Origin of the sequence: Vagococcus sp. AM17-17 (genome assembly GCF_003471765.1) — a bacterium.
Classification (GTDB): domain Bacteria; phylum Bacillota; class Bacilli; order Lactobacillales; family Vagococcaceae; genus Vagococcus; species Vagococcus teuberi.
Map to the genome: position 1 here is coordinate 292,112 of NZ_QRJY01000001.1, position 26,999 is coordinate 319,110.

Consider the following 26,999-nt stretch of genomic DNA (forward strand, 5'->3'; position numbering starts at 1 on the left):
AAGAAACCGTTAAACGATTTCTTCTTTTTAACTAATCTAAGTTCTCTTTTTGTGAAATACTTATCTTTGTGATTTCGCCATCTGTTTTTTCATTTGTCACAAACGATCCATTAGACGTCCGATCATTGACAGGTATGTTTTTTACATCTAATGTATAACTTGCACCATTTTCAGTTTCCACCATTAATAACTCATTTTGATTATTTGTTGAAAGGCTTGCATAGACACGATGCGGATTATTTTTCAATTCTCTTAAAACCATCAAGCCACGTTTGGCACGACCTAATTTATTAATCTCAAGAATATTCATTTTCTTAACCGAACCTCGTTGTGTCACAAGTGTCACGAAATGCTCTTTCGCATCACTTAAGAAAATATGGGTGGAAACTAAATAGTCTCCCTCTTTTAAGTTAATAGCTTTCACACCTGATGCTTTTGCACCAACTGTTGGTACCTCGCCTAAATCATAACGTAAACCAAAGCCTAAATGACTAATTAATGTGACGTCATACGCTTTTGTAGAATCAATTAAGTTAGCACTAATCAACTCGTCTGTCTCTGTTTTAAGCTTCATACACATCAACGGACGACTCTTATATGTTCGCCAGCTAGCAAATTCATTCATCAATGTGCGTTTAATCATTCCCTCTTTTGTGACAAAGACAAATTCTTTTGTATCGTCTAGGGTTTCATATGGAAACACTTTTAAAATCTGCTCATTTGGTAAGAGCGTACTCAACGTTTGTGAAAAATGTTCACCAACATCCTTCCATCTCTTGTCTGTTAATTCATGCACAGGTCGATAAATTATATTCCCCTTTGTTGTAACAAACAACACGTGATGATGGGTATTTAATTGACCAGAATAAATCAATTCATCGGTGTCTTTCATTTCGATGTCGTCTTCTTTAGAAGCCCCATATGAACGTAAACTACTACGTTTCACGTAACCTTCCCGTGTCACACTGACCATCACATCTTCTTGTGGCACGATGACAGCTGTTTCAATGTTGATTTCTTCAATTTTATCTTCTAATAAAGTTCGTCTGTCAGTATCATAGGTTTTCTTCACTTCTCGAAGCTCTTTTTTCATGACTTTTAATAACTCGCTTGGGTTATTAATGATTAACTTAAGTGCTTTGATTTGCTCATCCAACTCAGCTGCTTCTTGCTCAAGAGCTGTGATATCTGTATTAGTTAAGCGATATAATTGTAATGACACGATAGCTTCTGCTTGTTCTTCACTAAAATCATGTGATGAAATCAAATTGTCTTTGGCATTCTTTTTGTCTTTACTTTGACGAATAATACGAATCACATCATCTAAAATAGACAAAGCTTTCATTAAACCTAATACAATATGCTCTCGTTTTTTCGCTTTATTTAAATCAAACTGACTGCGGTCAATAATTACTTGTTTACGGTGAGTGATGTAGCCTTCTAAAATATCTTTTAATCCCACTTGTTGTGGTCTTAGTTGGTTAATCGCCACCATATTGAAGTTATAATTCACTTGAAGTTCTGTATTTTTCAGTAGATAGTTTAGAATACCTTCTGCATCCACTTCTTTACGTAACTCAACAACAATACGCAATCCAGTTCTATCTGTTTCATCTCTGACCTCTGATATACCTTCTACACGTTTTGTTAAACGTAGCTCGTCCATTTTTTTCACTAAGTTGGCTTTATTGACTTCATAAGGAATTTCAGTAATCACGATTTGCTCTCGTCCACCTTTTAGTGGTTCAATTTCTGTTTTAGAACGAATAATCACGCGACCTTTTCCAGTTTCGTAGGCTTTTCTCAATTCTTTTTTCCCTTGAAGAATCGCACCTGTCGGAAAATCTGGTCCCGGAATAAATTCCATTAATTTTTCCACACTAGCATTTGGGTGATCGACTAAATAGATTGTCCCATCAATCACTTCACCTAAATTATGTGTCGGAATTTCTGTCGCATAACCGGCTGAAATTCCTGTTGATCCATTAACTAATAGGTTAGGAAATCCTGCAGGTAAAACGGTTGGTTCTTTTTCTGTATCATCAAAGTTCCAAACAAAATCCACGGTTTCTTTTTCAATATCTTTTAATAATTCGCCACTAAGTTTTGATAAACGTGCTTCAGTATAACGCATCGCAGCAGGTGGATCACCGTCCATACTCCCGTTGTTCCCATGCATTTCGATTAACGGCTCACGTAACTTCCAATCTTGACTCATACGCACCATTGCTTCGTAAATACTGCTATCCCCATGAGGATGATAATTCCCCATAATATTTCCAACAGATTTTGCCGATTTTCTAAAACTCTTTTCATAAGTATTACCGTCTTTATTCATCGAAAATAGTATACGACGTTGAACAGGTTTTAATCCATCTCTTATATCAGGTAAGGCCCTATCTTGGATGATGTATTTTGAGTATCGACCAAATCGGTCCCCCATTACATCTTCCAGACTAAGATTTTGAATCCCATGCTCTTGATTCATTCTTGTTCTCTCCTTTTATTGGTACTAACTAATCAAACAAATTTATTTCTTCAATGTCTTCTACGTCATGAGTTGTCTGTTCCTCAATGATGTCATGGTTTTCTAAAATACTACCATCTTCTTCTAACGTAAATTGAACATGTTCTTCAATCCATTTACGACGTGGCTCTACTTTATCTCCCATCAAGGTTGTCACACGTCTTTCGGCACGAGCAGAATCGTCGATGGTCACACGAATCAAGGTTCTTGTGTCAGGATTCATTGTTGTTTCCCATAACTGGTCTGCATTCATTTCACCAAGACCTTTGTAACGTTGGATTAAATAGCCCTTCCCCATACGTTTTGTGATATCAACCATTTCATCATCTGTCCATGCGTATTCAAGCTGTTCAGTCTTACCGCGACCTTTACTCACTCGATAAAGTGGTGGCAAGGCGATATAAACTTTTCCTGCTTCGACAAGAGGCTTCATGTAGCGATAGAAAAATGTCAGTAGAAGCACTTGAATATGTGCCCCATCTGTATCCGCATCTGTCATGATGATGACTTTATCGTAATTGACATCGTCTAGTTGAAAATCAGGACCAACACCAGCACCGATTGTATAAATCATGGTATTGATTTCTTCATTTTTTAATATGTCTTGTAGTTTTGCTTTTTCAGTATTAATGACTTTCCCTCGAAGTGGTAAAATCGCTTGGAATTTTCTGTCGCGGCCTTGTTTAGCAGATCCTCCGGCAGAGTCCCCTTCGACTAAGTACAATTCATTTTTCTTTGGATTACGTGACTGTGCTGGCGTTAATTTACCAGATAGTAATGATTCACCCTTGCGACGCTTTTTCCCATTACGACTATCTTCACGAGCTTTTCGTGCGGCTTCTCTAGCTTCACGAGCTTTTAGAGCTTTTTTGACAAGCATTTGTGATAAATCATTGTTTTCGAGTAAGTAAAATCCTAATTGGTCACTAATAACTGTTTCAACAATCGTTCTAGCAGCAGGTGTCCCTAATTTACCTTTTGTTTGTCCTTCAAATTGAAGTAAATTTTCTGGTATACGCACACTAATAATCGCTGATAATCCTTCTCTAAAGTCACTACCTTCAAGGTTTTTATCTTTTTCTTTTAATAAACCTGTTTTTCTAGCATACTCATTAAAGGATTTGGTTAAAGCTGTCTTCATTCCTACTTCGTGCGTTCCGCCATCTCTTGTTCGCACGTTGTTTACAAAAGATAAAATGTTTTCAGAATAGCCATCATTATATTGGAAAGCAAATTCAACTTCTATGCCTTCTTTTTCGCCAGCAAAATAAACAATTGGTGACAAATCATCTTTGCTTTCATTTAAGTAAGCAATAAATTCTTTAATTCCATCTTCGTATAAGAAGACGTCTTCTTTTTCTTGGCCTTCACGTTCATCTGTTAACGTGATTTTAATGCCTTTAAGTAAAAAAGCTGACTCTCTTAAACGCTCTGATAACACATCATATGAAAACACTGTCGTCGAAAAAATTGACGCATCTGGTTTAAATGTGATGGTTGAGCCATTTTGTTTATTTGATGTTTTACTCTTTTTAAATTTACCATCTGTGTGTCCACCATCTTTAAAAGCTAGGGTCGCCATTTGGCCATCTTTTATTGTTTCTACCGTAAGTGAACTTGATAAGGCATTTACGACACTTGCCCCAACACCATGAAGACCACCTGATGTTTTATAACCACCTTGACCGAACTTTCCTCCCGCATGTAATACAGTAAAAATAACTTCTATAGTAGGTTTTCCTGAAGCATGGATACCAGTTGGCATACCGCGACCATAGTCTTTCACACTGATACTATTATCTTTATGTATGGTGACATCAATTTCCGTCCCATATCCTGACAACGCCTCATCAACTGCATTATCAAAAATTTCAAAAACCAAATGATGTAATCCTTTAGAGTCTGTTGAACCAATATACATCCCTGGACGTTTTCTTACCGCCTCTAGACCTTCTAATACTTGAATGGATGAATCATCGTATTGTCTATTTATTTCTTTTGACATAGGTAAACTCCTTTTCTAGCATCATAACGTAAACAAGTTGTGTGCTTGTCTTTATCAATAATAGGCTATCTTTTCTCCGATGTAAAGAACAGGTATTCCCCTATTCTTTTGCAACATCACTTATTCTATAATAAAACAAGACATCTTGCAAAGTCACATTTTTTCCGAAAATTATATGAAGTTTTTAAATTTAATTTACAATATTTTAAAAAACCTGTATATTTAATAAATACTAATATCGTTAGTAAGAAAGGACACGCTTATGAATAACACAAAAAATCAAGTAAATTTATCTCTTTTACTCTCAACACTATTTTTAGGCTATGTAATAGTCTATATAGATAAATTGTCTGTTGGTATTTCAATTATTTCAATTAGTAAAGACATCCCTATGACAGAAAGCCAAAAAGGACTTATTCTGAGTGCTTTTTTTATTGGATATGCTATCATGCAAGTCCCAATGAGTTTTGCCATTAATAAATTTGGTGCAAAGAAAGTGCTTATCTGGTCAATTTTTATGATTGGTGTATTTGATTTAGTTTTTAGTTTTGGCCAAACGGTCACGATGTTGTTGGCTATTCGTCTATTAACCGGGATGTTAGCTCACTCTGGTTACCCATCAGCATCAAGTAAAGAAATCATCGATCATTTCCCGATAGAACGACGTACATTCGCTAAAGGAATTTTAATTTCCTCTTCTGGTATTGCTGGAGTAATTGGTCCTGTTTTACTCTCACCAATCATTGATAAATACAACTGGAAATTCGCTTATATGTTACTAACTATTTTAGCCATTGTGGCATCATTCATTATTGCAAAAGGAATTCCAGCTCCACAAAAACAAACAAAAGCAATGATGAAAGAAGATGCTGAAAAAATCTCCTTACTAAAAATCTGGAAAAACCGTAACATCTGGACTTTATTTGCTGCTGCTTTTTTTGTTAATAGTTTACTTTATGGTATTAACAACTGGTTACCTAGTTTTTTAACCAGTCAACGTGGGATTACATTAACACAATCAGGTTTTGTCAGCTCATGCGTTGGTGTCTTTGCTTTGGTTGGAGCAATTGGTGGTAGTTTTGTTGTCAGCAAGTTTTTCGCTGATAAAGATACGCTTGTGATTAAAATGATGGCTATCATCGGTTCATCTCTTGTCTTTTTATCTTATTATGTTCACTCTTTAGCTTTGTTCATCCTTATATTAGGTTTAGCAACATTAAGTATGACTGTTGCCTTTGTTACATTGATGACCATTCCGTTAAAAGTATTTTCTGGAAAAAATTTCGCACCAAGCTACTCGACCATTTCAACTGGTGGTATTTTAGGTGGCGCGACCGCTCAAATTATCATTGGTGCCTTAGTTGATAGTTCAGATTCGTATTTATCAGCTTTCATTTATTTCCTAGCACTGGGTATTTTAGCTGCTGTATCTTTAATGTTCCTTAAAAAAGGAGCAGAAAACTATTAAAAAAACTCATCGAACTTATTTTCATAAGTTGTCGATGAGTTTTTTAGTTCAATTTTGATAACTGTCGATTCATGGTCATCACACCTATAATACATAAATGTAAAAATAAAAATAGTAACACTATTTCTAATTTTACAACTGACCAATCAAGGAAGATAGTTTTAAACACATACCACGGTCTACTGAAAACATCAATCGAATGAAATCGTGGTGGAAATCTTCCAGCGTAAATTCCTAGTGACGATAAGAAACAAATTAACGTTAAAGCTAGATTGACTTGTACTGTTGATAATTCATATCGTTTTTTAGTATACATCATGAGTTTAAGAAGTTGACCAAATCCTAAAAGAACAAAACTAAAAATCGATAAAAAAAGAACGATTGTCAACGTCCAATCACTTAAGTTTTTAATACTATCGCCGGTAAATTGATTATATATATTTAACATATGCATATGAATAATATCTGTCACTAAATATGGTATATTAGGAAAATAGAGCATAAATAATGCTACTATACCTAACTTTACATAAGAATGTTTCACACGAAAAAACTGAAATGATAGTTCTAGTGGAATATAAGCCAAGAAGATATTTAATGATAAAAATGAAAAACGTGTATTATATGCACCAATAATTATAAACACACTAATAAATCGTATAATATTTTTCATCTCTTCACCCCCCCAAAAAAACTTTTTGTTATAATCATTAATTGTTAATGATTAATTAAATTTCTAAAATAGAATAATTCTTCCATCATCTCTTTGTTAACTCGCCCACCTCGAATCATCTGATCAATTGCAGTGTTATACAACTGATTAAAACGACCCATATCAACGTTTTCTTCTAAAACGAGTATAGCCTTTAAATGGGATAGTTCATCAACAAAATCTTTAGCCATCATAAACTCTTTCTCCTTAATAGTCTAATTATTCCTATCTCAATATTATACCATCTTTTATCACTAATAAAAAATATTTCACAAAATATTCTCATATTTCAAACACTTTTTTTGTTCACCTTTTGCTATAATATAATGGTAGAATGACTAAAGGTGGGTGAAACGTATGATTTATATTGATAAAGAAAAATTTGCTCAATCTGTTTTAATGTCTGAAAAAAAAGATTTGACTCTTGAACAAAAGTTAGATTTGTACGTCAAGGCAATGGAGTTAGCCGCTCAGCACAATAAGGAAATTCCAAAACCAAAAATGAATATGTTCGGGACTAAAGCACCCTAGTCATCCCTTCCAATTAATTGGAAGGTTTTTTACTGTTTTCAGGTACTTTTTTGTACTTGAGATAATCAACATATATACATTCTCCTTTTAAAATGTGTAAAGTAACTCTAACTAAAAGTGGGTTATATTTTATTTTTAATCATCTCTTAAGCTTGTTTTCTTAGTTTTGGTATCTTCTTGTCTTAACTAATTATATGAATGAATTTTACATTTAATACCTTGTAAATCGTGTCTGGCATTAAAAAAGTGCCTGGCAAAATTGCCAGACACTTATATTAGTCTTATTTAAGACGTTCGTTTAATTCTGTTGCTAACTCTTCAAAACCTGGTTTTCCAAGTAAAGCAAACATATTTTTCTTGTATGCTTCAACACCTGGTTGATCAAATGGGTTTACGCCATTTAAATAACCAGAAATACCAACTGCGATTTCAAAGAAGTACATTAAGTAACCTAATGTGTAAGCATCAGTTTCAGGAATATTTACCACAAAGTTTGGTACACCACCATCAGTATGTGCTAAAAGTGTTCCTTCAAATGCTTTTGTGTTAACAAAATCAATTTCTTTTCCTTGAATGTAACCTAAACCATCTAAGTCTTGATCAAGTACTGGAATTTCTACATTTTTACGAGGTTTATCTACTTTAATAACTGTCTCAAAAATGTTACGACGTCCTTCTTGAATGTATTGACCTAATGAGTGTAAGTCCGTCGAGAAGTTCGCACTTGATGGGTAGATGCCTTTTTGGTCTTTCCCTTCAGACTCGCCGAATAATTGTTTCCACCATTCAGAGAAGTATTGTAAGTTTGGTTCGTAATTGATTAATAACTCAGTTACTTTTCCTTTACGGTATAAAATGTTACGTAATGCGGCATATTGATATGCCTCATTTTTCGTTAAATCATCAGAGCTGTAAGCAACGCGCGCGTCAGCAGCACCTTTCATTAACTCATCAATGTTAGCACCTGTTACAGCGATTGGAAGTAATCCAACTGGTGTTAAAACAGTGAAACGTCCACCAACATCATCGGGAATAACAAATGTTTCCCAACCTTCAACGTCAGCTTCTGTTTTAACAGCGCCGCGTGCTTTATCAGTTGTTGCATAGATACGTTTGTTTGCTTCTTCTTTACCGTATTTTTTCTCTAATAAATCTTTAAAGACTCTAAAAGCAATTGCTGGTTCAGTAGTTGTACCAGATTTAGAAATAACATTCACTGAGAAGTCTTTGTCGCCAATTATTTGGATTAAATCAGCTAAATAAGTTGAGCTGATAGAATTTCCAGCAAAGAATACTTGTGGTGTTTTTCTTTCTTCGTTGTCTAAAAGATTGTAGAATGAGTGGTTTAAAAAGTCGATAGCAGCTTTAGCTCCTAAATATGATCCACCGATTCCGATGACGATTAAAATATCTGAATCTGATTGAATTTTTTCTGCTGCTTTTTTAACGCGAGCAAATTCTTCTTTATCATAGTTTTCTGGTAAGTCAATCCAACCGCGGAAATCATTTCCTGGTCCAGTTCCCTCACGCAATGTTTTGTGGGCAGCAGAAACTTCTGCTTGCATGTAACCTAATTCATGCTCACCAATAAATGTACCGACATTTGAATAATCAAAACGAATATGTGACATAATCATCCTCCTAGTAATATGTGATTCTTCGTACAAGAATACATACCTATTCTACCATTTTTTTGTTTATTTCACATCTTTTTCAGATAGTTTATAACAAAACGTGGAGAATTTTTATTACACAAGTCCTTGAGCTAACATTGCTTTAGCAACGCGCTCGAATCCAGCGATGTTTGCACCAGTTAATAAATCATCTTCTTGTGCATATTTTTTTGCCGTTGTCGCACATGTTTCGTAGATGTTTTTCATGATGTTATCAAGTTCTGCATCAACTTGTTCGAAAGTCCATGGTAACCGTTGCGAATTTTGAGCCATTTCTAAAGCAGATACTGCCACACCACCAGCGTTTGATGCTTTACCTGGACAATATATAACACCAGAATTCGTTAATTTGTGTAGAGCTTCAAGTTTAGTTGGCATGTTTGCCCCTTCAGCTAAGACTTTTACCCCGTTTTTGATGAGGATAGCTGCTTCGTCTAATCCAATTTCATTTTGAGTGGCACATGGTAAAGCTACTTCATAGGCAATATTTTCTGTCCAAATTGACGCATTTTCAACGTACTTAGCATTTGGTTTTGCTGCAGCATAGTCACTTAAACGACCACGTTTCACTTCTTTGATTTCTTTAACTAACTCACAGTCTATACCATCTTCGTCGATGATGTAACCAGAAGAATCAGAACAGCCAAGAACTGTCGCACCTAATTCTTGTGCTTTTTCAATCGCGTAAATGGCAACATTACCACTACCTGACACCATCACACGTTTGCCTTTTAATGAGTCGCCTTTGTCTTGTAATAAATACTTAACAAAATACACTAAACCATAACCTGTTGCTTCTGTACGAGCTAAACTTCCCCAGAAAGCTAATGGTTTACCAGTTAAAACACCTGCTTGATAACCATTTAGACGTTTGTATTCTCCGTATAAATACCCAATTTCACGGCCTCCAACACCCATATCACCAGCTGGCACATCCATACTTGGGCCAATATGTTTTTGTAATTCTTGCATAAAACTTTGACAAAAACGCATGATTTCACCATCAGATTTACCTTTAGGATCAAAATCACTTCCACCTTTACCGCCACCGATTGGTAATGAGGTTAAACTGTTTTTAAAAATTTGTTCAAACGCTAAGAATTTCATGATACTTTGATTGACAGAAGGATGGAAACGTAATCCACCTTTGTAAGGTCCTAACGCTGAATTGTATTGAACGCGGTAACCAATATTCACCATCCACTCACCTGAATCCGACATCCATGGAACGCGAAACTCAATTAAACGTTCAGGTACAATTAATTGACCTAAAATGTTTTTCTCACAGTAAACCGGATTTTTTTCTAAAAATGGTGTGACTGTGATTAAAAATTCCTCCACTGCTTGAATATACTCTGATTGGTAACCATATTTTTCTTTTACTTCATCTAATATTTTTGTTGCATAATCTTGTGGTGACATATTGTATCATTCCCTTCTTAAACTTAATTAGTATTATATAATATTTAAATAAATAAAAAAAATCTTTTCTCATCAAATTTTAAAAAAAGTATGCTAAACTATCATTTAATAATGAAAGGAGTGGCAATAGATGAATATAGATGTCATTGTCATTGGTGGAGGAACAAGTGGTATGATGGCTGCCGTTTCTGCCGCAGAAAAAGGCGCTCGCGTCATGATTATCGATAAAAATAAAATGCTTGGAAAAAAATTACGTTTAACCGGCGGAGGTCGATGCAATGTTACAAATAACAGACCACCCGAAGAAATTATTTCGTTCATTCCTGGTAATGGAAAATTTCTATATAGTACTTTTTCACAATTCAACAATTATGACATCATGGAATTTTTTGAAAGCCACGGTGTGCACTTAAAAGAAGAAGATCACGGGAGAATGTTTCCTGTTGCCAATACGTCAAAAGCGATTGTTAATGGGCTATTTGACCGTTTAGCTGAGTTAAATGTTGAGTTAAAAATGAAAACAACCGTTAAAAAATTATTAGTAACTGATGACAATATCACTGGCGTTGTGACTGATACAAAAGAAAAAATTCACGCTCCTTGTGTCGTTTTAGCCACTGGTGGTAAAACATATCAATACACTGGTTCGACTGGGGATGGGTACACGTTAGCTAAAAAAGTTGGGCACACTATTACGAAATTATTCCCCACTGAATCACCTCTTTTATCAGAAGAACCATTCATCCAAAGTCGCGAGCTTCAAGGCTTATCGTTACGAGATATTGGGTTATCGGTAATTGATGAAAAAGGAAAAGTAGTTGTCACTCATGAAATGGATGCATTATTTACCCATTCTGGTATTTCTGGTCCTGCAGCACTTCGTTGTAGTATGTTTGTTAATCAACTCCTTGAAAAAGGACAAAAAAATGTCACGTTGTCTCTCGATTTGTTTCCATTAAATTCTGAGCAAGATATCAAACAGCAAATTATTTCCATTCAAAAAGAAGATGGAAATAAATCCATTAAAAATGCGTTAAAACCATTGATGCAGGAACGGTATCTAGAGTTTTTACTTACTCGCAGTGGGATTGACACACAAACACCTTTCAAACAAGTAATAGAAAAAGAGATTGATGCTCTTGTTGGTGAAATCAAACACCTTACGTTTACAGTTTATAAAACCTACCCACTTGATAAATCGTTTGTCACTGGTGGTGGGATTAGTCTAAAAGAAGTGAAGCCAAAAACAATGGAAAGTAAATGTGTTAATGGCCTTTTTTTCTGTGGTGAGTTACTAGATATTAATGGCTACACTGGTGGGTTTAATATTACCGCGGCGTTTTGTACGGGACATGTTGCTGGAGAACATGCCGCAGAAATTGCCAGTTATTTTAATTATTAAATCGAAAAAGACCTACCTTGCTTTTAATCACAAGGTAAGTCTTTTTTTCTTGTTTTAACTAAATAAAAACCATAACACAACGCCACTAAACTAGAAATTATTCCACTGTATTTAATGGCTAACGGTGGTTCATAAGAAACAGTCAACTGATGGCGACCTTTTGATAAAAGAACAACTAGCGTTCGCGATGAAGACAAGGTACTTTTTAATTTTTTACCTGTCTCATCTCTTACGATAAGTCCACTGTACCCAATGATTGGCGTTTCAACACTTGTTATTTTTTCTTTTGTCGTAACGTTTATAACAGCTGTATCTTTATCAAAACTATAAGGCATGGATACTTCTCGTTGATTGATTAAGCCGATTTTATCTCGAATTCGTTTTGTTTGATCGCTAGATAGTCTGGCTGGAAAATAATCTTTGTTGACTGATTTTTGATACCGTTCAGTTGCCACCACATCATGTTTACTAAACATCAAACGGTCTAGAGAGCGATGAATCATCAACACATTCACACTAATCGTTGAAAGAATAACAACACCTACACTTAAGCCAATCGTCATTTTTTTCACAGATAATCCTTTTACCTGACTTAAATAATCCGCTAATAAAGACGCACCTAAAAAGCTCCCGAAAATTGTCAGAAACGGCATTAGTCGGAATGGAAATTGAATGATGGATAACGGTGTATGTTGTAATAATCGCCAGGGAAAAAGTGTTGTCATCATAATCATAAACACAAGTGAGAGAATCAGAGATTGTTTTAACAATGGAATGTGTCTAATAACAGAATCTTTTTTCCAAATAACCTGATAAACGCCCACAACCAACGAGCACAGTAAAATCAAGCCGATGCTCATGTAGTTTAGATAATTCACGCTGGACGTCACTAACATTGTTCCTAGACCACTCGCCTCTCGTGCTAAGTCATGGACACTAACCGAACGAATAGGAAACGTCAGCATCTCATAAACGATTGGGAGTAGTGCTCCTATTGATAAAAGGCCAGTCATCACAGCACTAAATAGAAATTGTTTAAACATGTTGATTGTTATATTTTTTCTTATTAAACTAACTAAAAATAATACAGCTAAAACAACGACCACTAACATCAGAGATAATAAATGAGAATAAGCAATGAGTGATAAGCCAATAATCAACCAATGTTTCTTTAATCCCTTATCTTTTAAAATGCTATAAAAACCAGCAAAAACTAATGGATACAGTGTTAAAACAAAAAACTCTCCTAAGTCAAATCGCTGATAAAAACAAATCATCCGGTAATGAGAAAAAACATAGAAAAATGAAAACACATAAGGCGCAAATATTCTAAGTCGGTTATTTTCTTTTGGAAAACATAGTTGACTGATATAATCGGCGCAACGATAAGCAATAAAAAAAGTGAGCAGATTGACTAAAAATAAATACACATACATGCCGGAAATAACCGAGTGAACAATCATCGCAATGAGTGCAATGGGTAACACTGTTGTCAGTGTAGGATAAAATATATTGGCACCATAAAAAATATCATGTTCCCCGAATCTTGCGATAGGTTGAATGTGTCCTGTTGTATTTAATTGCTCAATCGCACTAAATATCCTGGCAAAATGAAATGGGTAATCATCGCCACGAATAACTGCAAGATGTAAGCCGCTCAGATCAACCATAGGCAATAAATATAGCAATGATAAAACAAGCCAACTAGTGATGATAAACACGCGTTTTCTTTTCATTTTAATTCCTTCTTCTGCCTTCACATATAAAACATTAATTGATTTAACGATTACTAGGCATTTAATTTAACTTACATAATATATCAAATAAATCATAATAGTTAACTACTTTTAAATGTTTCTTTCTGAAATTTAATAAAATCTTTCATTTTTCACAACAAAAAAAACGATTCTAGGGTTATCCTAAAATCGTATTATCTTCTGTTAAGTCAGCATAAGCGCCACTAGTCACATTGATTAAATCAGTTGGTGACACACTCATCTGCAAGCCTCGACGACCTGCTGACACATGAATCATCTCAAATTGTTGTGCTTCATTCGCATAAAATGTTGGAAATGATTTCTTCATTCCCACTGGAGAACAGCCACCATGAATATAGCCAGTTAATTCTTCTAACTCTTTCATTGGTAGCATCTCTATTTTTTTATTGCCACTTGCTTTAGCTAGTTTTTTTAAATCTAGTGTTTTATTTCCTGGAATAACTGCAACAACCGGGCCTGTTTTATTTCCCACTGTGACGAGCGTTTTAAACACTTGATTTTCATCAATGCCTAACGCATGCGCCGTTTCAAGTGCTGCTGCATGAGAGTCACTGTATTCATATTCTCGTGTCTCAAATGGAATTTTCTTTTGTTCTAGTTGTCTTACTGCATTGGTTTTTGCTTTTTTCTTTGACATCCTTATTTGCTCCCTCGTTTGTATCCAATCACTTCCATGCCTTCTCTCACCACTGAAATTGGTAATTGACCTGGGGCTGATAGATACTTACCATTTGAAGCATACGTTAAGACCGAACCATACAACTCACCTGTCATACGAGATAGTTGTCCCATCTCTCCCATACTGATCAGCACAAACGGAATCTCTGGATGATTTTCTTTTACTTTATTTGAAATTTCTAAAACATTTAAGACATCTTGTTGGCTATTTGGTGTGACTGATAATTTAGATATATCTCCGCCTAATTGATACATGTCTTTAATCGTTTCATACATTTGATTTTTTTCTGGCGTCAACAAATGGTTATGTTTGGATAACAACACTTTGACATTCTTTTCTTTTGCATGCACCATTATATCAGATGGCTTTTCCAACACCATTTCAAGTTCTAAATCCACCACATCAACTAATCCAGTGTCCATCATCATCCGATTTAATTTTATGTAATCGTCTAAACCAATATGTTGTCCACCACCTTCTTGCAACGTTCTATAAGTAAAAATCAGCGGTTTATCATCAATAGCATAACGTACAAAATAAGCGGCTTTTTTCATAAAACGCTCGTCATGAGCATACATAAAATAATCAGCACGCCATTCAATCACATCACAATCTAATTGACTAATCCGAAGAGCCTCGGAAAATAATTCCTCAAAGTTTTTAGCAACAAGAGGTACACATACTTTTGGTTTTCCTTTCCCTAATTCAAGGTTACGTACTTTTAACTTAGACATCAAACCCCACCTATCATTTCATAATCACGTTTATTTCACTCGGTAAAAGAGTACTTTTAAATAATTTCCTTCATTAAATTCTTTCTTCACACGGAAATCCTCTGGTAGTTGATATAATTCTAAATACTCAAATGAACGATGAGTATCAGCTATTCCCATCTCTACCATTTGTTTAAATTTATCTAATGACACATTGGCCGCATTGGTTGAGGCAATTAATAATCCGTCTTTGTTTAACAACTCAACTGCTTCAGTCGTCAGTTGTTGGTAGTCTTTTGCTACGGTGAAGACTTTCTTTTTATTTCTTGCAAAACTCGGCGGGTCCATCACTACTATATCAAAAGTTAACTGTTTTTTAAAAGCATATTTAAAATAATCAAACACATCCATTACTATTATAGACTGATTGTCTGTTGTAAGTCCATTCACAGCGAACTGTTCTTGTGTTTTTTTTCGACTCCTTTTCGCTAAATCAACACTCGTTGTACTTATCGCACCACCCATTGCACTAGCTACAGAAAAAGCACCGGTATAACTAAACGTATTTAATACGGTTTTACCAATCGCATAAGCATCTGTTAATCGGCTTCTGACTTCTCGCTGATCTAAAAAGATACCTGTCATTAAACCTTCATTTAAATAAGTGGCATACGTTACATTATTTTCTTTTATTAATAATGGTTCTGGTGCTTGGTCACCATATACATAGGTAGACTCTGGTAAACCTTTCGCTTGGAAACGAATTTTTTCATACATACCACAAATCTCAATATCAGATGATATCAAGGCTTTTAAGATATTTTCTTTTAACGCGTAGATGGTTTCATTATACCATGACACAACTAAAAATCGGTCATACCAATCAATCGTCATTCCACCAAGACCGTCACCTTCACCATTAAATAAACGAAATGCCGTCGTTGCCTCATCAGCAAAAAATGTCGCACGATATGCTTTTGCTTCATTAAATAAGTTGACTAAAAATGTGGTGTCGATTGGTTGTTGTTCAGCAAAGCTAATCATCCACCCTGATCCTTTGTGTTGTTGTCCTAGATAACCATATCCTAAAAATTCTTGCTTTTCAGAATAAAAGCTTACCCACTCTTTACAAGACATTTTCGAATCCACTAAATCTTCTGCTTTTATGAGTGGGTAGTGCCCTTTATATTTTTGACTTCTGTTTTGTTTTATATATACTTTTTTCATGCAGTCAATCCCTTTAATTTCTATTCATTTATTGTATGATACTACTATATCAGTTTTTACGTCTTTTTTCTCCCTTTTTAAAGATGTTAGTTCTATATTTTTTTTTAAGAAACATGACCATAATTGACAGACATGTAAGGAATATGTAAAATGTAACATGGAATATTCAGCTTGGTAGTCTAGTGACACTAAGTTGTTAAGAAAGGATGTTTATTTTGAAACATAAATATAATAAAAACTGGCTCAACACCAGGATGGGGTTTTTCACCCTGATGGTTGTGTTATTCTGGTTAAAAAACCTACTAGCTTATACAGTTGACTTTAATTTAGGAATTGAAAGTTTTTTCCAATACGTTATCTTATTTATTAGTCCTGTGGCAACAACAGTCTTTTTATTCTCTGCTGCACTCTATATAAAAAGTCCGAAAAAAGCCTACATTACGTTACTGATTATCTCATCATTAACCACCTTGTTACTTTTTTCTAACGTCATTTATTACCGAGAATTTACAGATTTTATTACCGTTAACACCATGCTTGGTGCCGGTAAAGTAGCTTCTGGTCTTGGTGAAAGTGCTCTTCGTATGTTTAGACCATATGATTTATTGTATTGGATTGATATTATTGTTGTGATTGTCTTACTTGCAACAAAAAAAATCAAAATTGATGAAAGACCAATTGCTATTCGCTCAGCATTTGCTGTAACAAGTTTTTCTATCCTTCTATTTTCTGCTAACTTAACTTTAGCGGAAACAGATCGACCTGAATTATTAAAACGTACTTTCTCAAGAGATCATATCGTGAAATATTTAGGGATGAACGTCTTTACTGTTTATGATGGCGTACAGACGTATAACGCGACACAACGACGTGCTCAAGCGAGTCAAAATGATTTAGTTGATGTTCAAAAATATGTGAAAACACATTATGCTAAACCAAATGATGACATGTTTGGAATTGCCAAAGGGCGTAATGTCATTTATGTCCATTTAGAAAGTTTCCAACAATTTTTAATTGATTACAAATTAAAAGATGAAAATGGTGTTGAACACGAAGTAACGCCATTCTTAAACAGTTTATTCCATTCAAATGAAACATTTAGTTTTGATAATGCCTTCCATCAAGTGGGATCAGGTAAAACAAGTGATGCTGAAACCTTGTTAGAAAATTCATTCTTTGGTTTAAGCCAAGGCCCTTTATTTACTCAATTGGGAGATAAAAACACATTCCAATCCGCACCTAACATTTTAGGTCAAACACAAGGTTATACAAGCGTAGCCTTCCATGGTAATGGTGGCTCATTCTGGAATCGTAATGAAACTTACAAACATTTAGGTTATAACTATTTCTTTGATGGTAGCTACTATGATGTGAATGAAAACAATTCATTCCAATATGGATTACATGATAAGCCATTCTTAGCACAATCTATTAAATACTTAGAGCATGTTCAACAGCCGTTTTATTCTAAATTTATTTTAGTATCAAATCATTACCCATATGCGAAATTTAAAGATGATAATGCTGGTTTCCCAATGGCTAATACATCGGATGCCACAATTAATGGGTACTTTGCAACAGCAAACTACTTAGATACAGCTGTTAAAGAGTTTTTCGATTACTTAAAAGCATCTGGACTTTATGATAATTCAGTCATTGTGTTATACGGTGACCACTATGGTATTTCAAATTCTCGTAACAAATCTTTAGCTGAGTTACTTGGTAAATCAAAAGAAGAATGGAACGACTTTGATGACACAGCTGTTCAACGTGTTCCTGTAATGTTCCATGTTCCTGGTCAAACTAAAGGTGGGATTAATCATACATTTGGGGGACAAGTTGACGTCTTACCTACTCTATTACATTTATTAGGTGTTGATACTCAATCATATATTCAATTAGGACAAGATTTCTTCTCTAAAGACAAAGACCAAATTGTCGCCTTTAGAAATGGAACTATTGTCACACCAAAATACACAATCTTAGGTGAAACCGTCTATGATACAAAAACGGGTGAATTGATTGATTCACCAACAGAAGAACAATTGACTGAAATAGCGGACATTAAAGAAAAAGGAACCACACAACTTAATATGTCTGATGCTATTACAAACGGTGACTTATTACGATTTAACACAAACAGTGGATTAAAACCTCTTGATCCTGCTAAGTTTGATTATAAAAATGAGTTAGATAAACTCCTTCAAGTTGAACAACAAAAAGGAGATAAATCAACAAGTCTTTACTCACTACACAATAACCAATCAACCGTTGATTTATTTAAAACACAGACCTATAAAGAAATTCAAGAAGAAAAAGGTGTGACGACTCAAAGTAGTGGAACCACTGAAACATCTTCTACAACCACAAAATAAACGAAAAACACACAAGACATTAATTCTTGTGTGTTTTTTTGTACGACATTTTTTGTGTTATTAACGACTGAAATTCTTGTTCTAACTCTTCACTGAGCTCAATACTTAGCTTACCTAGTACTTCACTAATTTTTGTTTCAATCACTAATAAACTATCCTTTTCCTTTGACTTATTCTTAACCACTTTACTTGCTTTGTAATCTGATAATCGTCCTTCAAACATATTTATCTTTTTATTTTCAATGATTAATAACTTTGTTGCCACCGAGTTAATAAACTCCCGGTCATGCGACACAAAAACAACTGTGCCTTCAAACGCTTGTAATAATTCTTGTAATAATTCTTCTAATGCTCGCATTGCTTCAATGTCTAGGTAATTTGTCGGCTCATCTAGCACTAACGTATTAATATCGCTTAATAATAGTTTTGCTAAAGTCACTTTGACACACTCTCCTCCACTTAATACACTGACAGGCTTTTCTATATCACGGTCAAAAAAACTGCATTCGTGCCAACACTGTTCTTGCTAATGTCTGGTTATAATCACGCATACTTGATAAAACATTTTCTAAAACTGTTTCGTTATCATCTAGTAAATCAACTTCTTGTGAGAAATAACCAAACTCAATTGATGGTGACACTTTAATAGAACTTTCTTTATCTAACATCATTTTTAGTAACGTCGTTTTTCCTACACCATTGTCCCCAACTATTGCGACCTTTTCTCTATTTTTAATATAAAAATTGCTATCATAAAAAAGCACTTGATGATTTATTTCAGCTGATACATCCATCCCTCTTATCATAATATGGTCACCTGACATATGAGAAAGAGAGGTTTCCATAGTGAGTGATTTTTCTTTTTTTGGCGCTTCCACTCGTTCTAATTGTGATAATCTTGTTTCCAGTGCTTTGGCTGATTTATCTAGTTTTTTCTGCTTTTTAGCATAGTATGGTTTGCTAATACTAAATTTTTCTCCAGCTTGCTTTTTATTTTTAAGAACAGACATGGCCCCATTTGCTTGTTGTTTTTTAACACGAATCGCTTGTTCTAATTCTTTCTTTTCACGTTGATAAATGTCATAATCTTCTTTGTGTCGTCTTTCTTGCTCCTCATATTGCGTTAAAAATGATTGATAGTTTCCTTTATAAACCGTTATTTCCCCATCCTTTAAAAACCAAATTTTATTACACACTTGATTTAAAAAATGGCGATCATGTGATACGACCACTACACCTTCGTGATGAGTCAACACTTGTTTTTCAACCCACTCAACATGACGACTGTCTAAGTGGGTTGTTGGTTCATCAAGTAACCACACGCTATCTTGTTTAAAGGCTTCTTGCAAATAGCGTTGCGTTTTTTCTCCCCCACTTTTATCATCAAATCCGTCTTTAAATTGCTTAACAAGTGTGACAGATAAATAATGTTGGACACTTGGTATCTCTAACGAAATTTTTTGCGCTAAAAGATGTAGTAACGTCGTTTTCCCACTACCATTATTTCCAATTAACCCAATTTTATCTCCCCTGTTCACACTTAGGTTGTCTATCGTTAATTCTAAATCTGGGTTTATTTGATAACTAAATGTTTGTATTTCAATTTGTTTCATCTTACCATCTCCTTAATTTTAGGAGAAAAAAATCCCTCCTATTGTTTGAAATAGGAGGGATTAAACGTGTTTAGGGTATGCTCAAAAAGACATTAACCCACACTCATACAACCACTCCTATTCCACAAATAAAGACAAACGCATAACAAAAAAGCTTGTTCGATCGTTTTCTTCATTTTGCTTATAAATAGGATTTAGTTGTACATGTATTTGGGTCACCCTTTCTTAAATTGTTAAGACAACTATAACACGACGTGGCTTATTTTGACAACTCACTTTAATTGACTGACTTGACAGATAATTCTTACAACTGTATGATGGGAAAAAGTTTCATTCATTAGGGGGAGTTAAATGAAAAGAAAAGCGTTCGAAACAGCTCTGCCCTACACACTGCCAATTTGTGTTGGGTTTTTGTTTTTAGGAATGTCTTATGGTTTTTTGATGCGTAGTATGGGGTTTAGTGTGTGGTATCCAATGCTAATGAGTTTTTTTATTTATGCTGGTTCAATGGAATTTGTCACAGCTAATTTACTCATGTCAGCTTACAACCCACTTTATGCCTTTGTTTTAACGCTTTTGGTCAACGCTAGACATATGTTTTACGGTATTTCAATGTTAGATAAATATAAAAATACTGGTTGGAAAAAGTTTTATTTAATCTATGGGATGTGTGATGAATCATTCACGATAAATTGTACCGTGACACCACCAAAAGATGTCGATAAAGGATGGTTTATGTTTTTTGTAACATTGCTAAATCAGATTTATTGGGTAGGTGGCGCAACACTTGGTGCGTTACTTGGTTCAGTTATCACATTTGATACAACTGGCATTGAATTTGTGATGACTGCTTTATTTGTTGTCATGTTTATCAATCAATGGGAAGAATCATCCGACCATAGACTAGCTCTTATTGGACTCATTAGTTCGTTTATTTGTTTGATCTTATTAGGTGCTGACAATTTTATGTTGCCTGCCATGGCGTTAATCATTTTAATTTTTACTTTAGATAGAAAAAATCTAGATAAACAGGAGGTGACGACATTATGACAACGATGTCTTTTCCTCATCAAGTGATAACGATTGGTGTTGTGGTATTTGGCACGATGTTAACTCGTTTTCTACCATTTATTTTATTTCCAGAAAATAAAACACCCCCTGCTTATATTACTTATTTAGGAAATGTCCTACCTTATGCCACAATAGGATTGTTAGTTGTATTTTGTCTGAAAGATACCGTCACAAGAGCCTTTGCGTTTCCCGAATTACTCGCTATTTTATTTATTGTCATCATCCACAAGTGGAAACACAGCACCTTTTTAAGCATAGGATTAGGAACTGTTTTTTATATGGTATTAGTACAAAATATCACCTTTTGAAAGTAGGTCATGCTATGAAGAAAGTAGTTATCAGTTTTGGTTTGGTAATACTGATGGTTGGATGCCTATTTGGTTTCAAAAAGTATCAATTCAACCAACTTGTCGAGAAAAATATGTCGAATTATGTTTCAACAAAAATAGTCGATAAGAATTCAGTTGATAAAGCCTCTTTATCTTATAGTTGGTTTGATAACACTTATACGTATAAAGTCAGTTTCTCAAAATCAACTGACTCTTTTATTTCTTTAGAGTACAACGTGCCACGATCTATTGTCACAACAGTTTTAAACGGCACATTAGATGAGTATGAACCTAGCATTTATACTTTCTCATCTAAATAAACCATCTACCCTCATTTGGATAGATGTTTTTTCTTAACCAATCATCAATTTTAGTTTTATACCTGACGGATCAAATACAGTAACCTCATTTTCTTCTTCCATTACTGGAACACCTAATTCTCTTAATGACGCCACAGTCTCTTGTCGTTTTTCTTCGCTTGGAAAGACAATTGAATAACTTTCGATGCCTGTTTCTGTTTTTTCAGCGTGTTTAATTTGTGTCCCTGACCAAGTGTTTAAAGCAATATGATGATGATAGTTTGAATCAGATAAAAATAATGCCTCTCTTCCATAGCGACTGACCACATCAAACCCAAGTCCATCAACATAAAACTCTTTATTTTTTGCTAAATCATTTACTTGTAAATGAATATGCCCCATCACCGTTTCTTTTGGCAAACCATTCCAAAAAGGGACAACTGATTCTTTTAATAAATCATCAAAATCAACTGGGTCAGTCGTCATCGAAACTTCACCATTCGACCATTGCCAAACACTCGCATCTCTGTCGACATAAATTTCAATCCCATTGCCATCTGGATCATTTAAATAAATGGCTTCACTAACTAAATGATCTCCGCCACCAAATCGGACACCTAGATTAACAAAATGTCTCACGACTTGCGCTAAGTCTGATCGTTTTGGTAATAACAAAGCAAAATGATACAACCCTGTTCGTTGTTCTTGTTTTTTGTTGATAGTTTTTGGTTGGGTAATCGTTAACAAAACATCCTGACCATTTGTCGTAAATGACACACTGTTTGATGTCTGTTCTTTTATGTTTAATCCTAATACTTCCGTATAAAAACGTGTGGATTGTGTTAAGTCGCTCACTTTAATTTCAACATGACTAACAAAGGTAACTGGATTTTTATGAAATAACATATGCTTCAACCTCTTTCTTTTGTATAACTCTTACTTTATGTAAGTAACTATACTACGAAAAATAATCCAGCACAACTAACTTGTTTCATGATGTTATTTCTTAAATACTAGCGTCACTTTCGCACCTGTTTGATTTTTTTCTGGACGATTTTCGATGAGCAATGTTCCATTATGTCGTTTAACCATTTCTTTCACATGATACAAACCTAAACCATGAGAAGCTGTATTATCTAGCTTACTTGATACATATTTGCTAGGTGATGAGGCTAAAAATAAATCCGAAAATCCTGTCCCTTCATCTGTTATGGTCACTCGATACTCTGTCTCTAAATCTCTAAAATCTAATGTAATCGTTGAATTTAGGTTAGAATGATCGATTGAATTACTTATTATATTTTGTAACGCCATCGTGACATTTTCAGTTTCTAGTGGAATAGAACTTGTGTCAGTTTCCATTAGGCTAAGTTGTCGTTGATGAGTGTCACATAATAAACGTGCGACATCAATCCAACGACTTAACACCTCTTCACTTACTGGCATTTTTTCTTCAGTGACATGACTTGAAATTTGTTTTAATCTTTCAACATAAACTTCTAATCGTGATACACCTTTTTCAATATCTTTCACCCGTTCACTTGAACTAGCGGTCAACGCTTCTTCATTTAACAATTCAAGATTCCCTTTTATTAACGTAATGGGTGTTCTAATATCATGAGTCACTGACTCAATTAAGTCTCGCTTCGTTTCTTGCATTTGCCACTGTTCTTGCAGAGATTTCTTTAAATCATTTGCCAATAAATCAATGGTAGATAATACGTCATTAATTTCTTTATAGTCACTGTTTATTCTCGGATAATCAAGATTTTGTTGTTGAATATAGACACTGGCTGTTGATATTTTTTTTATCTCTCTTTTTAGTATCTTGGTTAATCTCATAATCAAAAATAAAAAACCACTTATCCAAACAAAAAAAACAACGAGAAAATAAACTCCTTCAAAATGTGGAATCAACTGATTAAGTTTTTGTGATGCAAAGAATGGACTTAATTTGTAGCTGACAACTAGTTCTTTATCATTTGTAGTGTAGTATCGAAACACTCTTGCCCCAATAAAACTATCTTTTGACGCTCTTGCTGTTTCTTGTGCTTTTTTGACATAAGGTTGATAAGTCTCACTGATGTTACTACTCACCACTTGCCCATTTTTCATATATTCATACTCATAAAAAAATGGAAGTTGATCTGGTGTCCAACTCTCAGATTTAAAGTCTTTTTCAACTTTACCCAACTGACTTTCAGGGTAATTAGCTGGGTAAACAATACCAGTATTGACCAATATATTTAGTAATAAAAAGAAAAAAATCATCACGAAAAACGTATAAAGCAACTCCATTACAGCATATGTTGTTATTAAACGAGTCAGTCCTTTTCGATTTGCCATTTATACCCAACTCCCCATACTGTTTTAATTGGATTAATGCCAACTAAATCAAATTTTGCTCGAATCTGTTTCACTCGCTCTGTAATCGTTGTTTGACTATCTCCCACTGCTTTTAATCCATAAACAGACGTATAAAGCTGTTCTTTTGAAAAAACTTGTCCTTTATTTTTTAATAGCAATTCACATAACTCATATTCACTTGAGGTAAGTGATACTTCCGTTTCCTCGTAAAAAAACTGCTTGGCAATCAAGTCACAGGACACCGGATAATCAATCAGTCGATGATGCTTTTGTCGTTGCTCTCTTCTTAGATGAGCGGCAACTCGTGCTCTTATTTCTTTGATAGAAAAGGGTTTGGTCACATAGTCATCCGCCCCTAAAGCAAATCCTTCAAGCTTATCTTTTTCAAAATCTTTTGCTGTTAAAAGAATGATGGGTGCATTAATCAGTTCCCTGTAATGTTTTAAAAAGTCAAATCCTGACATCTCTGGCATCATCACATCTAATATCACTAGATCATAATGCTTTAACTCATCAGGATTAACTTTATTTGCACCTAATATAGTCTCAACTATGTACTCTTTACTTAACGTATTTTCTATTAGCTTTAATAAATCCTCGTCATCATCAATGATTAATATTTTCATCACTATTCCTCCAATCGTGTGACACCATCCCACTTATTATACCAAAGTGACAATATCCAGAGTGTGATTGCCGTTACTAAAATTGTCCCTATTAACACTAGACTGACAATACCAAGACTCATTTCTCCTTTGCCTACTTCAAAAGTTAATTTAATTGGCCAAGTAAAGGGTAAAAACAGCCACACTCTCTCACCCAAATTCGTTGTCCCAAGTAAGATTGCTGCTAATGTTATCAAGCATCCTACCAAAATACTACCAGTATAATTAAATCGTAAAGATAAATACTGATAAATAGCAATCATGGGCAGTAATGTCATTAACAGGATAACTGTTAAGGTAATAACTTGTATCAGGTTAAACTCACTATTTGTAACACATAAGAAAAGAATAAAAAAGCTCACTGCTAAAAGAATAATCACTAGACAAATCAGTGTGATAAAAACAAATCGGGTAAAAAATACTCGTCGTCTATTGATTCCGATTCGTAAATCATTGGCATAATGACTGGCTGTTTTATCAGGGTCATAAATCATTGGGACAAGAAGACTTAATGTAAAAGTCGATATAATGGCTAACATCGCATAAAACGAGAGGACTTCCTGTCCTTTCAAAGTATTTGTAGAAAAGAAATACAGACACATGATAAGTGAATATAAAATTGGGGCAAGGATCATCAACACTCTCACTGGAGTCCTTTTAGTGCGTAGCCAATATGATTTTAAGAGATTAGTCATGATTTTTCCTCCTAATAAGAATGTTCAAAGTAATTAAAACAAGTAGATAAACCATTAAACTTAGCAAAATACCTAAATAAGTTGCATGAGTAGTCATCAGTGGATTCTCCTCAGTTAAAAATGTGCCATTTGGATGGACCCCTATAATTGGTGCAAGCATACGTAAACTATAAGCCCATGGGAAAAAGACCCATTTTGATTGAACTGCTATTAATGCTGACGGAAAAACCAATAAAAAGTTTATCAAGATAACTACTACTTTTTTATGAAAGACATAAAATAATAAAAACGACATCCCAACTACAGGTAAGCTACCTATAAAAAGTGTGATGGTAGCCATGATTAATGTCTTAATGTGAATCGTTTCCTTAAAAATAAATATTCCTAATCCATCTGCCAGTACAGAAGATAAAATTAACATAACCAATAATTCAACTAATACCACCACATTTTTCGCAAATAACGTTTTACTACCACTGAGTCCCAAACTCTTTTGACTAACAAGGTGTGATGATGTTTCCTTACTGCAACTATTGACTACCAATAAACTTAATATGACAGGTAAAATCAAAATTGGATACCAATTAAAGGTCGTTGCCATCACATAACTTTTACCAGTTGGTGCTACTCCCATTAGACTGACCATCAATAAATTAAACACTACAACAATCACTGGAACAAGTTTCATCAAGGTCGCATTAGCAGAACGTTTGTCTTTAATGAATTCTGCCTTTATATAGTTATTCATAATCCTTACCATCCTTTTTGATGATAGTCATAAACAAGTCTTCAAGATGAGTATCCGTCATATCATTTTTCCCTTCGTAACGTAAATGTCCATGATTGATGATCCCTACTTTATCAGCAACTTGTTGTACTTCACTTAAAATATGACTGGACAAAATCACGGTTATTCCTTGTTTTGAAAATGATTTGATTAACTCTCTTAATTCTTGTATCCCAACAGGATCTAAACCATTTGTTGGTTCATCTAAAATCAATAACCTTGGTTGATGAATCAATGCCATCGCAATGCCTAAACGTTGTTTCATCCCAAAAGAAAAATCTTTTGCTAGCTTTTTTCCAGTGTTTTCTAACGACACAACGGATAGAACCTCTTTGATACGTGTTTTTTCGATATTAAGTAAGGTCGCTAAAACGTCTAAATTTTCATAAGCTGTTAAGTTAGGATAAATAGCTGGACTTTCTATAATCGCTCCTATCTCAAGTAAATCAGATTGGTTTAATTCATGTGAGTCAAAGTAAATCGTTCCAGAATCTGGTTTAATTACTTGAGTAATAATTTTTAATAAGGTTGATTTCCCAGCCCCATTTGGTCCTAATAAGCCATAGACTGTGCCTTCTTCTATCGTTAATGAGATATTATCTAAAACAGTTTGATGTTTAAATTGTTTTGATACCTCTTTTATTTCAATTATATTTGTCAT

25 protein-coding genes are annotated in these 26,999 nt (G+C 34.4%); 7 read left to right on the forward strand and 18 right to left on the reverse strand.

Annotated elements, in window-relative coordinates; all coding sequences use genetic code 11:
* Window positions 1-31: 31 nt before the first annotated feature.
* Complete coding sequence (parC, locus tag DW196_RS01450; protein WP_118249672.1) at window positions 32-2,488, reverse strand: DNA topoisomerase IV subunit A; 2,457 nt, start codon at window positions 2,486-2,488, stop codon at window positions 32-34.
* 28 nt (window positions 2,489-2,516) lie between these two features.
* Window positions 2,517-4,532, reverse strand: a complete 2,016-nt coding sequence (parE, locus tag DW196_RS01455) for a DNA topoisomerase IV subunit B (RefSeq protein WP_118249673.1) — start codon at window positions 4,530-4,532, stop codon at window positions 2,517-2,519.
* 262 nt (window positions 4,533-4,794) lie between these two features.
* Between parE and DW196_RS01460 the strand changes: the two genes are divergently transcribed.
* On the forward strand, window positions 4,795-6,000 hold the full coding sequence (locus DW196_RS01460; protein WP_118249674.1) for an MFS transporter: 1,206 nt from the start codon (window positions 4,795-4,797) through the stop codon (window positions 5,998-6,000).
* Window positions 6,001-6,043: 43 nt separating this feature from the next.
* On the opposite strand, the gene DW196_RS01465 is transcribed toward DW196_RS01460, so the two are convergent.
* Both DW196_RS01465 and DW196_RS01470 read right to left on the reverse strand, forming a co-directional pair.
* Window positions 6,044-6,673, reverse strand: coding sequence for a DUF1361 domain-containing protein (locus tag DW196_RS01465; RefSeq protein ID WP_118249675.1), 630 nt, complete (start codon window positions 6,671-6,673; stop codon window positions 6,044-6,046).
* Window positions 6,674-6,717: 44 nt separating this feature from the next.
* A complete protein-coding gene (locus tag DW196_RS01470) occupies window positions 6,718-6,906 on the reverse strand; it encodes a hypothetical protein (protein WP_118249676.1) in 189 nt (62 codons plus the stop codon).
* A 163-nt stretch (window positions 6,907-7,069) separates the two neighbouring features.
* Here DW196_RS01470 and DW196_RS11300 point away from each other — a divergent pair, with 163 nt between their 5' ends.
* Entirely contained in the window at window positions 7,070-7,243 is a 174-nt protein-coding gene (locus DW196_RS11300; protein WP_157093631.1) for a hypothetical protein, read from the forward strand.
* 281 nt (window positions 7,244-7,524) lie between these two features.
* On the opposite strand, the gene DW196_RS01475 is transcribed toward DW196_RS11300, so the two are convergent.
* Both DW196_RS01475 and gdhA read right to left on the reverse strand, forming a co-directional pair.
* Complete coding sequence (locus tag DW196_RS01475; RefSeq protein WP_118249677.1) at window positions 7,525-8,874, reverse strand: glucose-6-phosphate isomerase; 1,350 nt, start codon at window positions 8,872-8,874, stop codon at window positions 7,525-7,527.
* Window positions 8,875-8,991: 117 nt separating this feature from the next.
* Window positions 8,992-10,338 (reverse strand): NADP-specific glutamate dehydrogenase, encoded by a 1,347-nt coding sequence (gene gdhA, locus DW196_RS01480; protein ID WP_118249678.1) that lies wholly within the window; start codon window positions 10,336-10,338, stop codon window positions 8,992-8,994.
* A 130-nt stretch (window positions 10,339-10,468) separates the two neighbouring features.
* On the opposite strand from gdhA, the gene DW196_RS01485 reads away from it, so the two are divergent.
* Window positions 10,469-11,740 carry an NAD(P)/FAD-dependent oxidoreductase gene (locus tag DW196_RS01485; RefSeq protein ID WP_118249679.1) on the forward strand — a complete coding sequence of 424 codons (1,272 nt, stop codon included), beginning with the start codon at window positions 10,469-10,471 and terminating at the stop codon, window positions 11,738-11,740.
* 23 nt (window positions 11,741-11,763) lie between these two features.
* Here the strand turns inward: DW196_RS01485 and DW196_RS01490 are convergent, their stop codons facing one another.
* The 4 genes from DW196_RS01490 to DW196_RS01505 all read right to left on the reverse strand — a co-directional run bounded on the left by DW196_RS01490 (window position 11,764) and on the right by DW196_RS01505 (window position 16,137).
* Window positions 11,764-13,476 carry a hypothetical protein gene (locus DW196_RS01490; RefSeq protein ID WP_118249680.1) on the reverse strand — a complete coding sequence of 571 codons (1,713 nt, stop codon included), beginning with the start codon at window positions 13,474-13,476 and terminating at the stop codon, window positions 11,764-11,766.
* Window positions 13,477-13,654: 178 nt separating this feature from the next.
* Window positions 13,655-14,155, reverse strand: coding sequence for a Cys-tRNA(Pro) deacylase (ybaK, locus tag DW196_RS01495; RefSeq protein WP_071456791.1), 501 nt, complete (start codon window positions 14,153-14,155; stop codon window positions 13,655-13,657).
* A gap of 2 nt (window positions 14,156-14,157) precedes the next feature.
* Window positions 14,158-14,931 (reverse strand): type I 3-dehydroquinate dehydratase, encoded by a 774-nt coding sequence (aroD, locus tag DW196_RS01500; protein WP_118249681.1) that lies wholly within the window; start codon window positions 14,929-14,931, stop codon window positions 14,158-14,160.
* A 30-nt stretch (window positions 14,932-14,961) separates the two neighbouring features.
* Window positions 14,962-16,137: a class I SAM-dependent rRNA methyltransferase gene (locus DW196_RS01505; protein WP_118249682.1), complete on the reverse strand. Its 1,176-nt coding sequence runs from the start codon at window positions 16,135-16,137 to the stop codon at window positions 14,962-14,964.
* Window positions 16,138-16,343: 206 nt separating this feature from the next.
* Between DW196_RS01505 and DW196_RS01510 the strand changes: the two genes are divergently transcribed.
* Complete coding sequence (locus tag DW196_RS01510; RefSeq protein WP_118249683.1) at window positions 16,344-18,512, forward strand: LTA synthase family protein; 2,169 nt, start codon at window positions 16,344-16,346, stop codon at window positions 18,510-18,512.
* A gap of 19 nt (window positions 18,513-18,531) precedes the next feature.
* On the opposite strand, the gene DW196_RS11685 is transcribed toward DW196_RS01510, so the two are convergent.
* Both DW196_RS11685 and DW196_RS01520 read right to left on the reverse strand, forming a co-directional pair.
* On the reverse strand, window positions 18,532-18,996 hold the full coding sequence (locus DW196_RS11685; RefSeq protein WP_118249684.1) for an ATP-binding cassette domain-containing protein: 465 nt from the start codon (window positions 18,994-18,996) through the stop codon (window positions 18,532-18,534).
* A gap of 7 nt (window positions 18,997-19,003) precedes the next feature.
* A complete protein-coding gene (locus DW196_RS01520; protein WP_118249685.1) occupies window positions 19,004-20,125 on the reverse strand; it encodes an ATP-binding cassette domain-containing protein in 1,122 nt (373 codons plus the stop codon).
* Between the two features lie 351 nt (window positions 20,126-20,476).
* Here DW196_RS01520 and DW196_RS01525 point away from each other — a divergent pair, with 351 nt between their 5' ends.
* Genes DW196_RS01525 through DW196_RS01535 form a run of 3 tightly spaced genes read left to right on the forward strand, consistent with a single transcriptional unit; the run spans window position 20,477 to window position 21,845 of the window.
* On the forward strand, window positions 20,477-21,175 hold the full coding sequence (locus DW196_RS01525; protein ID WP_118249686.1) for an AzlC family ABC transporter permease: 699 nt from the start codon (window positions 20,477-20,479) through the stop codon (window positions 21,173-21,175).
* Window positions 21,172-21,504 (forward strand): branched-chain amino acid transporter permease, encoded by a 333-nt coding sequence (locus tag DW196_RS01530; protein ID WP_118249687.1) that lies wholly within the window; start codon window positions 21,172-21,174, stop codon window positions 21,502-21,504. Before DW196_RS01525 ends, DW196_RS01530 begins: the two co-directional genes overlap by 4 nt.
* A 14-nt stretch (window positions 21,505-21,518) precedes the next feature.
* Window positions 21,519-21,845: a hypothetical protein gene (locus DW196_RS01535; RefSeq protein WP_118249688.1), complete on the forward strand. Its 327-nt coding sequence runs from the start codon at window positions 21,519-21,521 to the stop codon at window positions 21,843-21,845.
* 33 nt (window positions 21,846-21,878) lie between these two features.
* Here DW196_RS01535 and DW196_RS01540 read toward each other — a convergent pair whose 3' ends face one another.
* The 6 genes from DW196_RS01540 to DW196_RS01565 all read right to left on the reverse strand — a co-directional run bounded on the left by DW196_RS01540 (window position 21,879) and on the right by DW196_RS01565 (window position 26,999).
* A complete protein-coding gene (locus DW196_RS01540; protein WP_118249689.1) occupies window positions 21,879-22,730 on the reverse strand; it encodes a VOC family protein in 852 nt (283 codons plus the stop codon).
* Between the two features lie 93 nt (window positions 22,731-22,823).
* Window positions 22,824-24,170 carry a sensor histidine kinase KdpD gene (locus DW196_RS01545; protein ID WP_118249690.1) on the reverse strand — a complete coding sequence of 449 codons (1,347 nt, stop codon included), beginning with the start codon at window positions 24,168-24,170 and terminating at the stop codon, window positions 22,824-22,826.
* On the reverse strand, window positions 24,149-24,817 hold the full coding sequence (locus DW196_RS01550; protein ID WP_118249691.1) for a response regulator transcription factor: 669 nt from the start codon (window positions 24,815-24,817) through the stop codon (window positions 24,149-24,151). Before DW196_RS01550 ends, DW196_RS01545 begins: the two co-directional genes overlap by 22 nt.
* A gap of 2 nt (window positions 24,818-24,819) precedes the next feature.
* A complete protein-coding gene (locus tag DW196_RS01555; RefSeq protein WP_118249692.1) occupies window positions 24,820-25,551 on the reverse strand; it encodes a hypothetical protein in 732 nt (243 codons plus the stop codon).
* Entirely contained in the window at window positions 25,544-26,299 is a 756-nt protein-coding gene (locus DW196_RS01560) for an ABC transporter permease (RefSeq protein WP_118249693.1), read from the reverse strand. Before DW196_RS01560 ends, DW196_RS01555 begins: the two co-directional genes overlap by 8 nt.
* A complete protein-coding gene (locus DW196_RS01565; protein ID WP_118249694.1) occupies window positions 26,292-26,999 on the reverse strand; it encodes a lantibiotic protection ABC transporter ATP-binding protein in 708 nt (235 codons plus the stop codon). Before DW196_RS01565 ends, DW196_RS01560 begins: the two co-directional genes overlap by 8 nt.

Coding starts and splice junctions, on each gene's coding strand:
- parC (WP_118249672.1), bottom strand. CDS start 2,488: ATGAATCAAGAGCATGGGATTCAAAATCTTAGTCTGGAAGATGTAATG.
- parE (WP_118249673.1), bottom strand. CDS start 4,532: ATGTCAAAAGAAATAAATAGACAATACGATGATTCATCCATTCAAGTA.
- DW196_RS01460 (WP_118249674.1), top strand. CDS start 4,795: ATGAATAACACAAAAAATCAAGTAAATTTATCTCTTTTACTCTCAACA.
- DW196_RS01465 (WP_118249675.1), bottom strand. CDS start 6,673: ATGAAAAATATTATACGATTTATTAGTGTGTTTATAATTATTGGTGCA.
- DW196_RS01470 (WP_118249676.1), bottom strand. CDS start 6,906: ATGATGGCTAAAGATTTTGTTGATGAACTATCCCATTTAAAGGCTATA.
- DW196_RS11300 (WP_157093631.1), top strand. CDS start 7,070: ATGATTTATATTGATAAAGAAAAATTTGCTCAATCTGTTTTAATGTCT.
- DW196_RS01475 (WP_118249677.1), bottom strand. CDS start 8,874: ATGTCACATATTCGTTTTGATTATTCAAATGTCGGTACATTTATTGGT.
- gdhA (WP_118249678.1), bottom strand. CDS start 10,338: ATGTCACCACAAGATTATGCAACAAAAATATTAGATGAAGTAAAAGAA.
- DW196_RS01485 (WP_118249679.1), top strand. CDS start 10,469: ATGAATATAGATGTCATTGTCATTGGTGGAGGAACAAGTGGTATGATG.
- DW196_RS01490 (WP_118249680.1), bottom strand. CDS start 13,476: ATGAAAAGAAAACGCGTGTTTATCATCACTAGTTGGCTTGTTTTATCA.
- ybaK (WP_071456791.1), bottom strand. CDS start 14,155: ATGTCAAAGAAAAAAGCAAAAACCAATGCAGTAAGACAACTAGAACAA.
- aroD (WP_118249681.1), bottom strand. CDS start 14,931: ATGTCTAAGTTAAAAGTACGTAACCTTGAATTAGGGAAAGGAAAACCA.
- DW196_RS01505 (WP_118249682.1), bottom strand. CDS start 16,137: ATGAAAAAAGTATATATAAAACAAAACAGAAGTCAAAAATATAAAGGG.
- DW196_RS01510 (WP_118249683.1), top strand. CDS start 16,344: ATGTTTATTTTGAAACATAAATATAATAAAAACTGGCTCAACACCAGG.
- DW196_RS01520 (WP_118249685.1), bottom strand. CDS start 20,125: ATGAAACAAATTGAAATACAAACATTTAGTTATCAAATAAACCCAGAT.
- DW196_RS01525 (WP_118249686.1), top strand. CDS start 20,477: ATGAAAAGAAAAGCGTTCGAAACAGCTCTGCCCTACACACTGCCAATT.
- DW196_RS01530 (WP_118249687.1), top strand. CDS start 21,172: ATGACAACGATGTCTTTTCCTCATCAAGTGATAACGATTGGTGTTGTG.
- DW196_RS01535 (WP_118249688.1), top strand. CDS start 21,519: ATGAAGAAAGTAGTTATCAGTTTTGGTTTGGTAATACTGATGGTTGGA.
- DW196_RS01540 (WP_118249689.1), bottom strand. CDS start 22,730: ATGTTATTTCATAAAAATCCAGTTACCTTTGTTAGTCATGTTGAAATT.
- DW196_RS01545 (WP_118249690.1), bottom strand. CDS start 24,170: ATGGCAAATCGAAAAGGACTGACTCGTTTAATAACAACATATGCTGTA.
- DW196_RS01550 (WP_118249691.1), bottom strand. CDS start 24,817: ATGAAAATATTAATCATTGATGATGACGAGGATTTATTAAAGCTAATA.
- DW196_RS01555 (WP_118249692.1), bottom strand. CDS start 25,551: ATGACTAATCTCTTAAAATCATATTGGCTACGCACTAAAAGGACTCCA.
- DW196_RS01560 (WP_118249693.1), bottom strand. CDS start 26,299: ATGAATAACTATATAAAGGCAGAATTCATTAAAGACAAACGTTCTGCT.
- DW196_RS01565 (WP_118249694.1), bottom strand. CDS start 26,999: ATGACAAATATAATTGAAATAAAAGAGGTATCAAAACAATTTAAACAT.